Origin of the sequence: Pseudomonas serbiensis (assembly GCF_030580745.1) — a bacterium.
GTDB lineage: Bacteria > Pseudomonadota > Gammaproteobacteria > Pseudomonadales > Pseudomonadaceae > Aquipseudomonas > Aquipseudomonas serbiensis.
On the sequence record NZ_JAUQOO010000016.1, the window covers coordinates 1 to 15,968 of the forward strand.

General features: G+C 53.4%; 11 protein-coding genes and 2 pseudogenes. 11 read left to right on the plus strand and 2 right to left on the minus strand.

Features of this window, described 5'->3' with window-relative positions:
- Positions 1-96: 96 nt before the first annotated feature.
- Positions 97-1,461, minus strand: a complete 1,365-nt coding sequence (locus Q6A51_RS19175; RefSeq protein ID WP_304575490.1) for a hypothetical protein — start codon at positions 1,459-1,461, stop codon at positions 97-99.
- A gap of 72 nt (positions 1,462-1,533) precedes the next feature.
- Here Q6A51_RS19175 and hrpB point away from each other — a divergent pair.
- From hrpB to Q6A51_RS19230, 11 genes and pseudogenes are all read left to right on the plus strand, one after another.
- A pseudogene (gene hrpB, locus Q6A51_RS19180) lies at positions 1,534-3,702 on the plus strand (ATP-dependent helicase HrpB); the annotation flags it as partial.
- 392 nt (positions 3,703-4,094) lie between these two features.
- Entirely contained in the window at positions 4,095-5,558 is a 1,464-nt protein-coding gene (locus Q6A51_RS19185) for a DUF6531 domain-containing protein (protein WP_304575492.1), read from the plus strand.
- Positions 5,555-8,302: an RHS repeat-associated core domain-containing protein gene (locus Q6A51_RS19190; RefSeq protein WP_304575493.1), complete on the plus strand. Its 2,748-nt coding sequence runs from the start codon at positions 5,555-5,557 to the stop codon at positions 8,300-8,302. The genes Q6A51_RS19185 and Q6A51_RS19190 overlap by 4 nt, the downstream gene beginning before the upstream one ends.
- On the plus strand, positions 8,299-8,709 hold the full coding sequence (locus Q6A51_RS19195) for a hypothetical protein (RefSeq protein WP_304575494.1): 411 nt from the start codon (positions 8,299-8,301) through the stop codon (positions 8,707-8,709). The genes Q6A51_RS19190 and Q6A51_RS19195 overlap by 4 nt, the downstream gene beginning before the upstream one ends.
- Positions 8,710-9,180: 471 nt before the next feature.
- Positions 9,181-9,432, plus strand: coding sequence for a hypothetical protein (locus Q6A51_RS19200; protein WP_304575495.1), 252 nt, complete (start codon positions 9,181-9,183; stop codon positions 9,430-9,432).
- Between the two features lie 204 nt (positions 9,433-9,636).
- A pseudogene (locus tag Q6A51_RS19205) lies at positions 9,637-9,774 on the plus strand (ATP-dependent helicase C-terminal domain-containing protein); the annotation flags it as partial.
- Positions 9,775-10,331: 557 nt separating this feature from the next.
- Positions 10,332-10,892, plus strand: coding sequence for a type 2 periplasmic-binding domain-containing protein (locus Q6A51_RS19210; protein WP_201018689.1), 561 nt, complete (start codon positions 10,332-10,334; stop codon positions 10,890-10,892).
- Positions 10,879-12,084 carry a DUF6421 family protein gene (locus Q6A51_RS19215; protein WP_201018690.1) on the plus strand — a complete coding sequence of 402 codons (1,206 nt, stop codon included), beginning with the start codon at positions 10,879-10,881 and terminating at the stop codon, positions 12,082-12,084. The genes Q6A51_RS19210 and Q6A51_RS19215 overlap by 14 nt, the downstream gene beginning before the upstream one ends.
- The gene (locus tag Q6A51_RS19220) at positions 12,081-13,022 is read left to right on the plus strand and encodes a DMT family transporter (protein WP_236124317.1); all 942 of its coding nucleotides are present in this window, start codon (positions 12,081-12,083) and stop codon (positions 13,020-13,022) included. Before Q6A51_RS19215 ends, Q6A51_RS19220 begins: the two co-directional genes overlap by 4 nt.
- 1 nt (position 13,023) lies before the next feature.
- On the plus strand, positions 13,024-14,274 hold the full coding sequence (locus tag Q6A51_RS19225) for an ATP-grasp domain-containing protein (protein WP_201018691.1): 1,251 nt from the start codon (positions 13,024-13,026) through the stop codon (positions 14,272-14,274).
- A gap of 33 nt (positions 14,275-14,307) precedes the next feature.
- Positions 14,308-15,327, plus strand: coding sequence for a branched-chain amino acid aminotransferase (locus tag Q6A51_RS19230; RefSeq protein WP_201018692.1), 1,020 nt, complete (start codon positions 14,308-14,310; stop codon positions 15,325-15,327).
- Positions 15,328-15,381: 54 nt separating this feature from the next.
- Here the strand turns inward: Q6A51_RS19230 and Q6A51_RS19235 are convergent, their stop codons facing one another.
- Complete coding sequence (locus Q6A51_RS19235; protein ID WP_201006420.1) at positions 15,382-15,864, minus strand: Lrp/AsnC family transcriptional regulator; 483 nt, start codon at positions 15,862-15,864, stop codon at positions 15,382-15,384.
- Positions 15,865-15,968 lie beyond the last annotated feature (104 nt).

Consider the following 15,968-nt stretch of genomic DNA (forward strand, 5'->3'; position numbering starts at 1 on the left):
CAACATTTCCATGCTGATCACCCTGTGTTCTCCTGCTCAAAAAGTGAGCAGAAGCAGTTGAACACCTGGGTCAGTTTTCAGTCGGCAGAACAGCCTCTACTGGGTCAGTTTTCGGTCAGCGGCAACATAATATACGCCGTCAATACGCCTGAAACCATATGGGTCTCCGTTCGGTTTGAACAATCGCAGGTCATAAAGAAATGTCGGTGTAATTGCAGGTTGCTGATTAACAAGTAGTAACTGAAAGGGGAAGAGGCTATGGCTGATGGGAAGGCCAAAGTTGCAGGACAGCTCTGCCTTCAGAAACTTGCCATATGTGGCATTGATGTAATTAGTGTCGCTGCTGAAACCGTCGGTTTCAATTGTCCGGCACTCTGAGATGTATCCAGGGCTGTGATCGGCCAGCACCGTATTGGTGTCTGATCTTGTCCCGATATACCTACGAAGCACAGCACGCTCTCTTAGGTTATGGGCCCTGTCTTGCGCCCAGTCCAACACGATTTTCAGGTCAGACTGGACGTCCTCGAACAAGATTTTCATGGCGTGCTCATCGGTGACCTCGACGGGGGCACGAGTGATCGTTTTGCCAATGAACTCGCCGCCGTCTTTGCCTACGCGGTGCCAATGGCGAGTGTCGCTTCCGTTCACCGGGGCTCTGGGTAAGCCATCGTAGGGGGCCGCCCAGATGTCTCGGGCGATTAGTGACTGTTCAAAGCACAACATGCTGGTGTTCCAGATGCGGGCGTACGCGTCGGTATCACGATCACGGTCATACATGTCCAGGAACGAGTCGTTCATCACGTCCGTGAAAAGCTCGCTCACCCGGTCGGGGTCTTGAAATGCTTCTACCGGCCATTTGTCTTGGTTCAGGGCAATGTGATTGAGGACTCTGTTGTGAACCGCGGTGGCGGGCCTTGCCTGTTTTAGGTAGTAGCTGTGCAGGGCTCCGTAGACTTGCTCTGCGAAGGCGCTGCCATGGGAAATCCAGACCTGCTGGATATTCAAGTACTTGGTGTGACGCTTCCGGCTAAACAACGGCCAGCCGCCCCAGTAACGCAGGGTGTCTTTCGAGCAGGCTGCAAGCATCCGCCCCCAATTTTCTGCAGCCCCGTCTGAGATGTGCTCCGAGTCGAATGTGCTGTCATTGCTCGGATCAGGCACGAGTAGCGATGTGAATTTTCTGATGTACCTGCGGCGTATCAGCGAGCCTAACTCTACGAGGCTGCCGTCTTTAAGAGCCGCCACGAGCAATCCAACCACCTTTTCAATCGAGCCATCAGTCAGACAGGTCGCCCCCAGCGTTGTCTCTGACACGTGGGCGACGCACTCGATCAGGCGCAGAGCGTGGCTGTCCGAAGCGTCTGCATTGACCATCTGCGCTCCGATTATCTCCTCAGCTTCCGCCGATACCCACTGGAGCGGGTAGTTGGGTAGTGATCTTGAGTATTTGATGACTGTCATTGATATTTGCAGCCCACAGTTCTTTCTTGTTCCGATAATAGAAGGGTTTCTCAGATTGACAAGAAAATACATTATGGGGAAATGGTCGAGCGCAGTCTGGATGCCGATCTGGCGCTTGCCCTGAGCCTCAACGGTCGCGACCTGTTCCGTGACGAACAGCCGCTGAAGATTCTGTTGATGTCGGCCACTCTGGAAGGCGAACGCCTGTCCGCGCTGCTGGACGATGCGCCAGTGGTACGCAGCGAAGGGCGTATGTTCCCGGTGAGCATGCAATGGGGGCGACCCTTTCAGCCTGGCGAATTCATTGAGCCTCGTGTGGTGCAGACCGTTCTCGACGCTCTGGGTAATGAGCCCGGCAGTCTGCTGGTGTTTCTGCCTGGGCAAGCCGAGATCCGGCGCGTCAATCAGCAACTGGCCGAGGCCCTGGGCGAGCGTGCCGATATCCTGCTCTGCCCGTTGCATGGCGAATTGGACCTTGCCGCTCAGCGTGCAGCCATCGAACCTGCGCCCAAGGGCTCGCGCAAGGTTGTGCTGGCGACCAATATCGCGGAAACCAGCCTGACCATCGATGGCGTGCGCGTCGTGATCGATGCCGGTCTGGCGCGGGTGCCGCGTTTCGATCCGGGCAGCGGCATGACACGCCTGGACACACAGCGCATCTCTCGCGCCAGCGCGACCCAGCGTGCAGGACGGGCTGGGCGTCTGGAGCCAGGCGTCTGCTATCGACTCTGGTCCGAAGCCCAGCATGACCAGCTCGCCGCCTATGGCTCGGCGGAAATCCTCCAGGCGGATCTGGCCGGGCTGGCACTGCAACTGGCGCGCTGGGGCGTGATGCCGGGCCAACTGGTCTGGCTCGATGTACCTCCAGTGGCGGCTTATGCACAGGCCCAGGATCTGCTGGTCCGGCTGGGTGCCTTGAGCAACTCGCAGGGCCAGGAGCGCAAGTTGACGACTCATGGTCAGGCGATGGCGCAAGTCCCTGCGCATCCTCGAATCGCTCATCTGCTGTTGCGCGGCCATGCACTTGGGTTGGGTGAACTGGCCTGTGATGTCGCGGCATTGTTGGGCGAGCGGGATATCCTGCGCGGTGCCGGAGCCGACTTGCACAGTCGCCTGACTTTGCTGGCAGGCAGCGAACGTGCCGCCCGTGGTGCTCAAGGCGGTGTGCAGCGGGCCAGACAACTGGCACGTCAATATCGTGGTTATTTGAGGGGCGCTGCCACAACGCCAGTCAGCGATCCCGATCATTCACGCTGGCTGGGTTGCCTGCTGGCGCTGGCTTACCCGGATCGGGTTGCGCAGCAACGCCGTGCGGGTGGTGCCGAATACAGGCTGGCCAACGGTCGTGCAGCCCTGTTCGCCGAAGTCGATGCGCTGATGAAACAACCCTGGCTGGTGATCGCCGACCTTGGCAGTCGTCAGGGCCAGCGCGAAGAGCGGATCTATCTGGCGGCGGAATTCGATCCTGCCTTGTTCGACTCTGTTCTCTCTGAACAAGTGGCCGAGTTCGATCAACTGGACTGGGATGAACGCGAAGGCGTATTGCGCGCCGAGCGTCAACGCAAGGTCGGCGAACTTATTCTCAGCCGCGAGCCACTGACCGGCCTTGATGAGTCCGCCCGAGGCCAGGCCTTGCTGGGATTGGTTCGACGCAAAGGGCTGGAGCTGTTGCCGTGGACGCCGGAGCTTCGCCAATGGCAAGCCCGTGTGACCTTGCTCCGCCAACTGGACCTGGAGAAACAGGACGCCAGCGAGTGGCCGGACGTTCGCGATGCTGCCTTGCTCGAAACCCTGGAGTCCTGGCTGCTGCCATATCTGGGCAAAGTCACCCGACTCAGCCATTTCGGCAACCTGGATCTTTCATCGATCCTGCACAACCTCCTGCCATGGCCACTGCCCCAACGCCTGGACGAACAGGCCCCTCATCACCTGAGCGTGCCATCCGGCTCATCGGTGCGCCTGGATTACAGCGAATACCCCCCGATCCTCGCCGTCCGCCTGCAAGAACTGTTCGGCCTGTCCGACACCCCGCGAATCGCCAATGGACGGCAAATCGTCAAACTACACCTCCTGTCCCCGGCCCGCCGCCCTGTGCAAGTGACGCAAGACCTCGCCAACTTCTGGCGCAGTACTTATGCGGAAGTGAAGAAGGATTTGAAAGGGCGGTATCCGAAGCATTACTGGCCGGATGATCCGTTGGTGGCGGAGGCTACTGCGCGGGTTAAGCCGAGGAAGAGTTAGCGGAAATATCAACTACCGTGCTGAGTAGGAGCGGATTTATCCGCGAGACGTGATTGAAGGCGGTAAATTTCTTTGAATGTACGGTGAGTTTTTACAGCTGGAGAGTGGCTGCATTATTTAAAGAGGATGACTCACTTACACTTAGAGTTAATGTTGTCTCGGCGGTTGTTGACTGCCGCGTGCGTATCATAAATACTATTTTGGCAGAGCTTGGCAGGGGCAGTGGTGCTGTGGTTTTTAATAAGTTGTTTGGGGTTTTTCTTGCTCAGTGTGTAGCGGAATGTATTGGCTTTAGCATGGGGAGGGCTTCGTGAATTAAAGTGGTTTTTGAAAGTTTGATAGGCTTTTATAGTGTGTTCACTGGATGGAACAGGTATATGAAGTGTTTTGGGATGGCGTTGTTTTTATTTTTTGCTATTAGCTGCTCGGGCTTGAAGGCGGAAGAGTTTACTTACTGGGATTCGGGGCCGAATGGGAGTATTACTGTATTTTCAAAGCCGTGGCAAGGATGTGAGTATCTATTTTATGAGTATGCGCCCGCTGGGAGTAATTCATATGCGCCGCATCTTAATAGGGATACTCCGTGGGGGTATGAGTGCTTTTATTTGACTGTTGGAGGGTGGGGTAATCATTGGGGGACTATTTTTAAAAAAACAATTTCTTGTGAAGGAGGTGCTACTTTAAATTATACAACAGCGCAGTGCAGTTTTAATGGGCAAAAAGGTGCAGAGGACGATGAGTTGTCCTGCAAAAGCCCCTCTATGCAAGTCGGTAATCCAATTAATGCCGCGACCGGTAACAAGTTTCAGTATGAAGAGGATTTTAGGGTTGGAGCTGCTAGTCCTGTAGTTGTCGGGCGCTATTATAATAGTATGGATGGGCTTTGGAGGCATAGCTATTCAAGTACTCTGAATGTTGGTACGGATTTTGTGGTTCTAGTCCGTTCGGATGGGCGAGAGTCTTTGTTTAAATTGGCTGATGGTAAGTACTCCTCTTCTACTGATCTGGGTTCACTGGTTGTTACTGATGCAGGGTGGACTTTCAAATCCTTGGATGGCTCGATCATGAGCTTTTCTGAAGGTGGGCAGCTGACCAAGATCGTCAATCAGCAAGGTTTAGTGCACAACGTTTCGCGTGATAAATATAATGTCACCGTCACTAATGAAGCAGGCCAGTCAGTAAAATTTTCTGAAGATATTCTCGGTCAGATAAAAACGCTTGAATCTGGCGGGACGAAGATACAGTATCTATATCAAGCTCAGCGCTTAACCAGTCTTTCAAAAAATGTAAATGGGGTGGTTTCAACCCGAAGCTATCATTATGAAGATACGCGCAACGCTGGATTGCTGACGGGGATTACCGATGAGCGCGGTGTTCGCTTTGCTACATGGTCCTATGATGAAAGAGGCAGAGCCATTAGTAGTCAGCACAGCGGTGGAGCAGGGCTGACCCAGATTTTTTACAATGCAGATGGTTCCAGCTCGGTAACCAATGAGCTAGGCAAAACTACGGTGTACCGTTATAAGCAGATTGATGGTGTTAAGAGAATCATCGCAATCGAAGGTGAACCAACGCCAAATTGTCCGGCAAGTAACTCGACCTACACCTATAATTCCCAAGGCCAGATATTGACCAAAACTGATGCCAAGGGACTGATTACAACCTACTCCTACAATGCTCGTGGCCTGGAGGCTAGTCGTACTGAAGCAGCTGGGACTGCTGTGGCTCGAACTACGTCAACTGAGTGGGACCCTGATCGATCATTACCAGTTAAAGTTATTGAACCCAATCGTATTACTGCATATAGCTACGACAATCAAGGACGGGAACTCACTCGGCAGATTACTTCCCGATGAGTAGTTATTATCTGAAGGACCTTAGCATGTTTGCTTTTTCTTCGCGTCAGCTGATCGCAGGCCTCGCCTGCGCATGGCTTGCATGTTCTGCTCATGCCAGCACTATCAATCACACTTATACATCTTTGGGTCAGGTCGCAAGTGTCGACGGTGCCCGAACGGATGTCAGTGACATTACTTTGTATGCATATGATGCTCAAGGCAATCTTACGACTGTCACCAATGCGCTTGGCCATGTTTATACCCTTGGTAATTTCGACAGTTATGGCAATCCACAGATTGTCACCGATCCTAATGGAGTAGCCACAACACTTGGTTATACCCCGCAAGGATGGCTTGCCAGCCGAACAGTTGACTCATCGACCACGCAGTATAGCTATAATGAAGTCGGCGATATTCTGCAAATCACCATGGCTGATGGTAATTGGATAAAGTACCGCTATGACGACGCGCGACGCCTTATTGGGGTGACGAACCTGCTCGGTGAAAGCATTGACTACACGCTTGACTCGATGGGTAACCGCACTTCGGACACTATAAAAGACAGCAATGGAGCAATTGTTCACCTCCAGCGGCGAGTGTTCGACGAGTTGGGACGCTTGATCAAGGCGGTGGGTGCTGATAACCAGACCCGGCGTTATGATTACGACCTGAATGACAATCAGGCTGGCTCTACCACTGCGCGCGATCACAAAACGCAGCAGGCTTTCGATGCCCTGAATCGTCTCAGTAAGATTGTTGATCCCCTGCAGGGCGTTACTGCCTTGAGTTACAACCCTGATGATAAGGTCACACAAGTTGTCGATCCGCGTGGCGTAACGACACGATACACTTATGACAGCCAAGGCAATCAGACCAGCAGCATAAGTGCAGATTCCGGTACCAGTACTTTCGCTTATGATGAAGCCAATAACCTTATTCGCAGTACCGATGCCCGTGGCGTTGTAACCGACTATAAGTATGACGCGCTGAACCGCTTGGTCAGTAAAAGCTATCCTGCTACTCCTGCTCTTGATATCAAATTTCTCTATGATCAGACGGCGAATGGTAATTACGGTATCGGCCGCCGTACCGGTATTCAAGACAGCGCAGGCGTATTGACGTACACATATGATGCCAAAGGCAATCTGACCAACCAACACCGTTCGGTAGGTGTCAATGCTGGGGATTATTACGAAAATATAAGTTATGGCTATGATGCAGCCAATAATCTTGTTCAGATCGGATACCCGTCGAATATAGCTTTAACGTACACCCGCAACAGCGCAGCCCAAGTGACCGGTATCAAACTAACACTCGGTGGTAGAACAGTCACTCTGGCCAGTAGTATCGCGTATCTGCCTTTTGGCCCGCTGAAGTCCCTGACCTGGGGCAACGGCATCCTGCTGTCGAAAACATACGATCAGGACTATCTACTGACACAGCAACAAGTCGGTAACTGGCAAACGACTTATCGCTATGACGCTGACAGCAATATCAGTGCTACGACCAATAGCCTCTGGGGGGCGGTGCAGTACGAATATGATGCGTTGGGACGTTTGACTCAGGAGCAGACCAACACCACCAGGAAAGGTTATAGCTTCGACGCCACCGGTAACCGGACTCAGCGCATTACCAGCAACCTGAACAGCAGCGATAGCAGTGAAACCCAGTCCCTGGCTTACGCCGACGACAGCAATCGACTGGTCAGCCTCAATGGTTCGACATTAGCAACGGATCTGATCGGTAATCACACTCAACTCAACGGGCGACGCTATACCTATGACAGCCAGGGGCGGCTGAGCCAGGTTCATCAAGCCAGTATTTACCAAGTCGCCGAGTACAAATACAACGCCTTGGGGCAACGCATTACCAAGCGTACTTACGAAATGGGTAGCCAGGCGCTTGTAGGCACTACAGCGTATTTGTATGACCTGAGCGGCAAGCTCATTGGCCAGACGTTTTACGATGCTAACGGCCTGAAAACCAGCGGCCAATACTGGTTCTGGCTGGATGACATGCCCCTTGCCCAACTGACGGTCAATTTTTCGTCGCTAGGAGAGATTAGCAACAGCAAGCTGGTCTACCTGCATTCTGACCATCTGAATACACCAAGATTGGCAACTGATAGCACACAAGCGTTGCTGTGGCGCTGGAACAGCGATGCTTATGGCGTGGGTGCGCCTGAAGAAGATGTTGACGGTGATGGCAAGGCGACGATCGTAGCGCTCCGGTTTCCTGGGCAGGTCTATGATGCGCAGACCCGCCTGACCTACAACTATTTCCGCGATTATGATTCCGAGACTGGACGGTACATCCAGAGCGATCCGATTGGGCTTGGTGGAGGACTCAATACTTACAGTTATGCTCTCGGCAATCCACTTAGGTATTTTGATCCCAAGGGTACTGTTGCTCTTGCTCTTCCAGGTGCTGAAATTGGAGCAACATGGGGTACTTTAGTATGCCCAGGTCCTGGCACTATCGTTGGCGGAGTTTTAGGTGGTGCGATAGGGGCCGGACTAGGTGTTTTTGCTCTTGAGAAAATGTTTAATAATTCCTATGAGGATCAGCCAGATGAAAATAATCTAGATAAGATCAAAGGAAATAAAGAAGCCAATGATGTGGCTCAAGAGGCTGGCTATGATGATGCTCATGATGCAAAGAAAGGTCGAGGTGATTCAAAAGTTAATATTTATAATGATAAGACCACAGGCCGAAAGTGGATTTGGGACGGTAGGAGAGGGTCGGGGAAGGAGGTTTTATGAATTCGTTGACTAAAAGAAAAAAAATGGTGTCTTTGACTTTTCGTGGTTTTGATATGCCCGCCGTTCAGGTCATTGAACTGGTGGGCCTAAAATCATCTCGGTTTGGTAACAAGGGCGAGCATGTGAAGCCTGGTGCCAGGGCGTTATTAGCACGTTCTTATGTGGTTTTTTCTCTGGAGTTTTCGGAGGGTTTTGATATGTGCGAAATGATTCCAGAGTTAATTTCACATATTGGTGGTCTGGATCATGTTCTAAAGATTCAGGGTGAGGTTAAGCCTGAGTTTACGGAATTTAATTTGGATTTGCCGGTCATGTTGTCGGATGATATTCAGGATGGTTATCTGTCAAAAGAGACAATTTCAGATGTTTTTTACCTGCAGTCAACGTTGTCTTTTAGTTATTTTTAAAATGTTGAGCAGCCAGCTGAACTCCTAGGAATTAAGAATGAAGGGCGCATCATGGCAAAGGCTCCGGAAGTTATTCTGGAGCCCAACATAATACCTCAGAATCAAGATTAGAATGTGTGGGTGGTGGCTCGCTTACGTTGGAATGTGAGTATATGGTTTCAAAGGGGGGGCAAATTTTTCTAATTAAAGTTAATATTTTTTTTCTGGATTTTTGAGCATTTCTGGTTCGCGAAATTCGCCAGGTATTGTTGAGGGTAGAATTACAGTGGTCACGCAATTTTATGGAGCGCAAGAGCGTGGCTATACTCCGTCGGTAGTTGCGAGGACTATAAAAATGGTACTAGTGCGCCAAGAAATAAATCAAATGCACGGTTTATGATGATAATTCTAGCAAGGCTAATTTAGTAGTTGCTTTTAAAGGTGGAGCTGTAATTACCATAATGCTTGGAGGTAGGTAAGATGAGGGCTGGCATGAAGTCCACATTGTATGGCTATGTGCGGGAGGCCGTTCATAAACAATGGGATCCTATCGGTATTGCAGCCTATTCGGATGAGATGGGTGAGTATGATGCATATATTTCTGGTTTATGTAAGCTTGTTGAGAGTAAGGCCGGCAGAGAAATGCTTATAGAATACTTGTGGTTCGTAGAAACCATTATTATGGGGTTAAGCGGAGATCGACCTCAAACGGAAAGATTTGCAGATCAGCTTTTGGCTTTATAGTGCGGATTGGTTGATTTACGTGGAAAAAGCGCTATGATCTGCGAAAAACTTGTAGCGACCTGCACTATAATCAAACTTTTTGAAGATTTTTAGGGGATTCTCCGATCAAGTTCAGCGCAGCCCCGCCTGCTGTGCTGAAATAGCCTACCTCTCCGATCACGAGCAGCGTCCTTTGAGATGTCAGGACCTCCTGTCCTCGGCCCACGCCCGGTGCAGGTGACGCAGGACTTGGCCAACTTCTGGCGCAGTACGTATGCCGAGGTTAAGAAGGATTTGAAGGGAAGGTATCCGAAGCTATTCCATAAGTTAGATCTATGGGTGGAGTCACTTAACAAGAAGTGATTGACAGTTTTCGCAAAGACCTCCTTCCGTAACATGAATCGTTGACAGATCGCCCCTGAAGCTCCTAGTGAGCGGGGATACAGCCTGAGAAGTGATCACGCGGATAGGGCTTTTGCAGCTCGTTCTCAAGCGCTTTGAGCATGACCTCGCTACTCGCTGCTTTGATGTGGAAGGCAGTCTAGAGCGGCTTCAGTTGCAATACGGCCTTCAACCCCACTGCGGCGGGGGGGAGGAAGTGCAGTCAGTACGGATGCATAGAAAATGCTTAATCGCTACTGTCGTCTCATCTACGTTAAAGGTGAGCTGCGCCCGGTGATGCTGCGTTAAACAGGCACCTTCGCCCGAAAATATTTCGTACAGAGCCTGGCGCGACCTGTCCCTGCCTGCGCTCGTCGACAGCCTCTACAAGCGCGGGGAGTCGCTGGCGTTATTTTTGTATTACACGTTGCGTTAGGAAAAATCCTACAGTAAGTTGCCTGCCGAACAGCAGTCCCGGATGGGTTGCATAAATGGATTTTAGTTCGCTGTCTGGCGGACGCTTACAAGGAAGTCATAGCATGCCTACTGCTAGTAGTCCGACTATCTATACGCTTGGCCCCGAAGGTACCAACTGTGCAACAGCCGCTCAGTGGTGGCTTGATTCTCGCGGCGATAGCAAGGCATCAGGCGTTACAGCGCCGCGTATCGTTCTGCATGAAACCCTTGAGCAAGCCTTTGACGAGCTGGCGGAAAAGCAGGACGGTTACCTGCTGAGCTGCGCGGCTTATCCCGATTTGCATACCCTTATCTTTACCCGCCTGGGTGATATGGAGTTGTGCGACAGCTTTATCATGCCGACCCATTCCATGGTTCTGGCCAGCCGTACATCGCCCGATCAGATCAAGAGTGTAGCGACCCATCCTGCCCCGCAATCCCTGGTGGCCAGCCAGTACGACAAGGTTTTTGCCAACAGCAATGCCGATGCCGCAGTGCTCTGTAGCACGGGCAAGGCCGATGCCTGTGTCACGACGGTGGTGGCTGCTGATCGTCATGAGTTGAACGTCGTTCAGGATTTCGGCCAGGTGCCGATGGCATTTCTGGTTCATTCGCTGAAGCGAGCCGACCATGCACAAGGCTGATCCGTTCGCTGCAATCGTCAGCCTTGTCGATGAGATCCGTGCCCGCCAGGAACTGGACGGGAGTATCAAGGACCCAGGCCCGGCGGACTATGCCCGGATCAATGAGCTGACCGCCGAGCTGGATCGTCAGGCAAGTGTTATCGACGGGCTGTCTCCTGCGCTGCTGGCGGCGACTCTTGAGGATCTGGGGCGCTGGGTGCAGAGCGGGTTGCATCAGCGGCCCTTGTTCGACAAGACACTGGCCAGTTTCAAGACGCCTTTGCCCGGTGAAGCCTTGTTCTTTCTGGCGCCGATGCGGGCGACCAACGGGCCGGACCCTGAAGGCTTCCGGCTGGAGCTGGTCACCGGTTATCGAAGCGAAACCCCTTACCTTGCCGATGCCGCGCAGTACACGGAGCAATACATCGCGCCGTTTCAATGCATCAAGCTGGGGGCGGCGTCGAAGGGCTTTCTGCAAGGCAACTGCATTGTGTTGTTCCCCGAGTCGGTAGCGGCGCAAAGCAAGGTCGATAAACAGGCGTTTGCCTTGTTCTTCTTCAGCAAGTTTTTCCATATCTACAACGATCAGACGGTCGTTGAAGCGGACCGCTTGTTTGGGCGCGACAGCCAGTTTCTGTTCGGTCAATTGAGCAGCCGCCAGATGTCCGAGGCGGACACGTATGACGCCCGTTGTCTGTGGGGTTATTACCACGACTACGCGCACCATACCGGGCCGCGTCCATTGGACAGGAATCTGTATATCAAGCTGAACTGGTTTACCGGCCTTCTGGAAGAAACCAAGTGCGACCTGATTACGGTGCGCCTGGTGCAGCAGCATCGCCCTGACTTCTGGCAGGAGATCGCCGAGTTCATTCTGCTGGAGCGTATGTTCCGTTACCCGAAAGGCTCGGAGCAGCACATGACGTTCGATGCCGGGACAGGGATTCTACTGTTCGAGATCCTGATGAATGCCAAGGCGTTGGTCGAGGATGAGTCCGGTCGTCTCAAGTTCGATGCCGAGCGTCTTGGCGAGCAGATATCGACGGTGATTGCCGATATCGAAGCCTTGGAGCGTCTGGACGACGAAGCCTATCTGGCTGGCGCCAGAGATTATGTCCACAAGCACTTGGGCGCTCCGCAGAGTCCACAGGCACGCTTCAATTTCCCGACTTCGCACTATGCGCGCCGGGTGCTTGAGGAGTTGCCTCGTTGAGTGCCTTGAAAGGGCGGCTGCTGCTATTCACCTTTGCCATTCTGGCGCTGTTTTCGGTCAGTTGGCTGTTGTCCAAGAACCTGATTGGCAGCATTCCGGTAATGCATGCCGTCGGGCTCCGGCTGTGGGCGACGACGGCTGCCCTGTGGCTGATCGTGGCATTTCGTGAGCGGGCGGCACTGGCCTCTATCCCGTTGCGATCAAGGATGCCAGGGTTTTTCATACTGTCGGTCCTGGGTTTCTCCCTGTATTTCGCCTGTAGCTTCGGCGCCTTGAAAACACTGAAGGCCAGCGATCTGACCATGGTCCTTGCGACCATTCCGGGCATTACCTATCTGCTGGGTTTCCTGTCTCGCAGTCTGGGTTTTTCATGGTTGAAGCTCAGTGGCGTGTTGATCGTCAGTGCGGCTGCACTGGCGTTCAATGCAAGCGGCAATGAAGGCGGCGCGGTCAGTGCGGCAGGTATCGCCCTGGCGTTGGTGGCGGCGTTTTCCTATGCCGTCTATGGCCTGCTGTCCAAGCGTTATCTCAAGGATTTACCTCTGCTCACCTCGCTGGCCTGGGTCACCTTGATCTCTGCCGCAACCTTCGCGCCGCTGTTCATTCTTGATCCGGCGCCCTTGTTGCGGCTGAGCCTTGAGGATGTTCTCAAGGTGCTGATTCTGGGGGCTGCGTGTTCGGCTCCGGTGTATGTGCTGTACCAGAAGGTTCTGGCCGAAGGCGGCGTGCTGTACGCCAACGCCATAGGCCTGCTTGCTCCTTTCGCAGTGGTCGCGGGTGAGTGGTTGATCGGCTCCGGCGCGTCGTTGGGTGCAGTGAAAGTCATTGCGATGATTGCGGCTGTCGTCGGGATCACCCTGTTATTTGTCGATGCATCGGGTGTCTCGGGATGGCAATTGAAGCGCCGCTCCCACGATTCCCGGTTAGTGAGGAAATGAAATGAAAAAGCTGGCGTTGGTTTGCCATCGCAGTGCCAAGTTGTCGTTTGTATTTGAAGCTGCACAAGCGGCGGGTATTGAGCTGGTACTGATTTACGACACGACCGAGAGCGCACCAGCCCGGTTGCCAGCGGTCACGTCGACCTGGCAACTGCCGGTTTTCGATGAGCCGCAGGTGGCTCTGGAGGCCTTTGCGGCCGGAGTCGAGGAGCGCGGGATCGGCGGGGTCATGACCCTTCGCGAAGAGGCGATCATCTGGACGGCTCTGGCGGCGAAAAAAATCGGCACTCCTGGCATCGAGCCTGAAGTCGCGGCGCTGGCACGCAACAAGTACCTGATGCGTCAGGCGTTCGCCGATGCTGGCTTGAGATCACCGGGGTTCCGTTACATCGACAATCCTGAAGACCTTTCGCAAGTCCATGCTCTGGGCCTGCCTCTGGTGATCAAGCCGCTTTCCGGCTGGTCGAGCACCGGTGTGATGCTGGCCAGGACCGCAGAAGAACTCCCCGGTCTTATCAAGGCCGTATGGAATGTTCAGAGCAATGACCTGGCGCGTTTCTACGATCAGGACAAGGCTGTGGGCCTGGTGGTCGAGCAGTATCTGCCCGGTAAAGAGTTCGTGGTGGAGTGCTTTGTCGATATCGAAGGCGTGCATGTCCTGGCAGTCGGCGACAAGGGACAGCCCGAAGGTCCCTGGTTTGAAGAAACAATCTATCGTCAGCGCCGGGATATCGATGATCCGTTGATCGTGGCCTTGTGTGAGGCGGCGCGTGAAGGCGTGAAGGCCTTGGGCATTACCATGGGCGCAGCGCACGTGGAGCTTCGCCTGGATGCCGGGCTGCAACCGTATGTGATTGAAATCGGTGCCCGTATCGGTGGCTCGGGTGTGTCGCATTTTGTGGTGGAGCAGAGCACTGGCGTCTCGTTCGCAAAGTTGTGCATGACTGCTGCCCTTGGCTTGCCGACTCCAGCGTTGCCCGATGTACTTCCTGCTGCCCGAGTGGCTGCGAACTACATCATTCCTTTGCGCGGCGATGGCCGTTTCAGTGGCTTCTCGGGGCTGGACAAGGTCGAGCAGCATCCTGAAACCGCACGAGTCGTGACCTTCTTCGAGGCGGGGCATGTGTCGCCACCGCCTCCGGCATTTGGCGGGTATCCGGGCTTCATCTTCTCGGTGCATGCCTCGGACGAAGCAGCCAATGCTTATCACCAATGGCTCGATGACGCACTGAGCATCATCTGGAACCAATAAACACCGCGCGTAACAGTCATCAGGAATCGTGACATGGAACATCCGCAACTGGATTGGAATAACCTGGGTTTCAGCTACAGAAAAACCGACTTTCGCTACATTTCGCACTGGCGTGATGGTGAGTGGCAGGAAGGTTATCTGACCGAAGACAACCACCTGCATATCAGCGAAGGCTCGACTGCGCTGCATTATGGCCAGCAGTGTTTCGAGGGGATGAAGGCCTACCGTTGCAAGGACGGCTCCATCAACCTGTTTCGCCCCGATCAGAATGCTGCGCGCATGCAACGCAGTTGCTCGCGTCTGCTGATGCCGACGGTATCGACTGAGCAGTTCATCGATGCGTGCAAGCAGGTGATCAAAGCCAACGAAAAGTTTCTGCCTCCTTACGGGACAGGCAGTTCGTTGTATCTGCGACCTTTCGTGATCGGCGTCGGTGACAATATCGGTGTGCGTAGCGCGCCGGAATTCATCTTCTGCGTGTTCTGTATTCCGGTCGGTGCGCTGTTCAAGGGCGTATTGCAGCCCAGCAACTTCGTCATCTCGGACTATGACCGCGCAGCCCCCAATGGCACTGGCGCCGCCAAGGTGGGAGGCAACTATGCCGCCAGCCTGTTGCCCGGCACAGAAGCGCGGGCAGCCAGTTTTGCCGACTGCATCTATCTCGATCCGCTGACCCATAAAAAGATCGAGGAAGTCGGTTCGGCCAACTTCTTTGCCATCACTTACGACAATACCTTTGTGACGCCTCGTTCACCTTCGGTACTGCCTGGCATCACCCGCGCATCGTTGATCGAGCTGGCCCAGAGCCGCTTGGGGCTTAATGCGGTGGAAGAGGATGTCTACATCGATAACCTGGGCGACTACAAGGAAGCAGGCGCTTGTGGAACAGCGGCGGTTATCACACCGATTGGCGGTATCCACTACAAGGATCGGCTGCATGTGTTCCATAGCGAACATGAAGCCGGCCCTCTTACCCAGCGTTTGTACAACGAACTGACGGGTATCCAGAACGGCGATATCGAAGCGCCCGCAGGCTGGATCGAAAAGGTCTAGAGCACAGGTTGTGTGAGGCGGCTTGCCGCCTCGCATTCCAGTTGGGTCAGGCCTCTAAATACTCAACAACTCAGTCACCGGCAGTCGATTGGTGGTCTTCATCTCGCGCAGTGAAAGGTTCGAGCGAATGCTCGATACGCCTGGAAGTTTTCTCAGGACTTTTTCAACAAACCGGCTGTAGCTGTCCAGGTCTTTTGCAACGACTTGAAGTAGAAAGTCCGCTTCGCCGGTTGTGTTGTGGCAACTGAGCACTTGCGGTGCCGATTCAATGATCTTTTCAAACCTGGCTGTAGCTTCCTCGCTATGGTCCGTGCAGGAAATCTGCACGAATGCCATCACCCCAAGCCCCAGTTTCTTGCGGTTCAGGATTGCTTGATAGCCCTCGATCACTCCGTCTTCTTCAAGGCGTTTCTGCTTTCGCCAGCAAGAGGCTTCGCTGAGGGAAAGTTGCTCCGCCAGTTTGACATTCGACAGCCTGCCGTTGCGCTGCAGTCGATCCGAGATTGCAATATCTACCTTGTCCAGCTGTTCAATCATGGCGGAATCTTTCATTTTGAATATTTAAATGAAATTTAATTTCAGTTGTTGTGCGGCGTCAATTGCAGCTTGAAAGGTAATTTCACCGGGTTCATTCATACTGG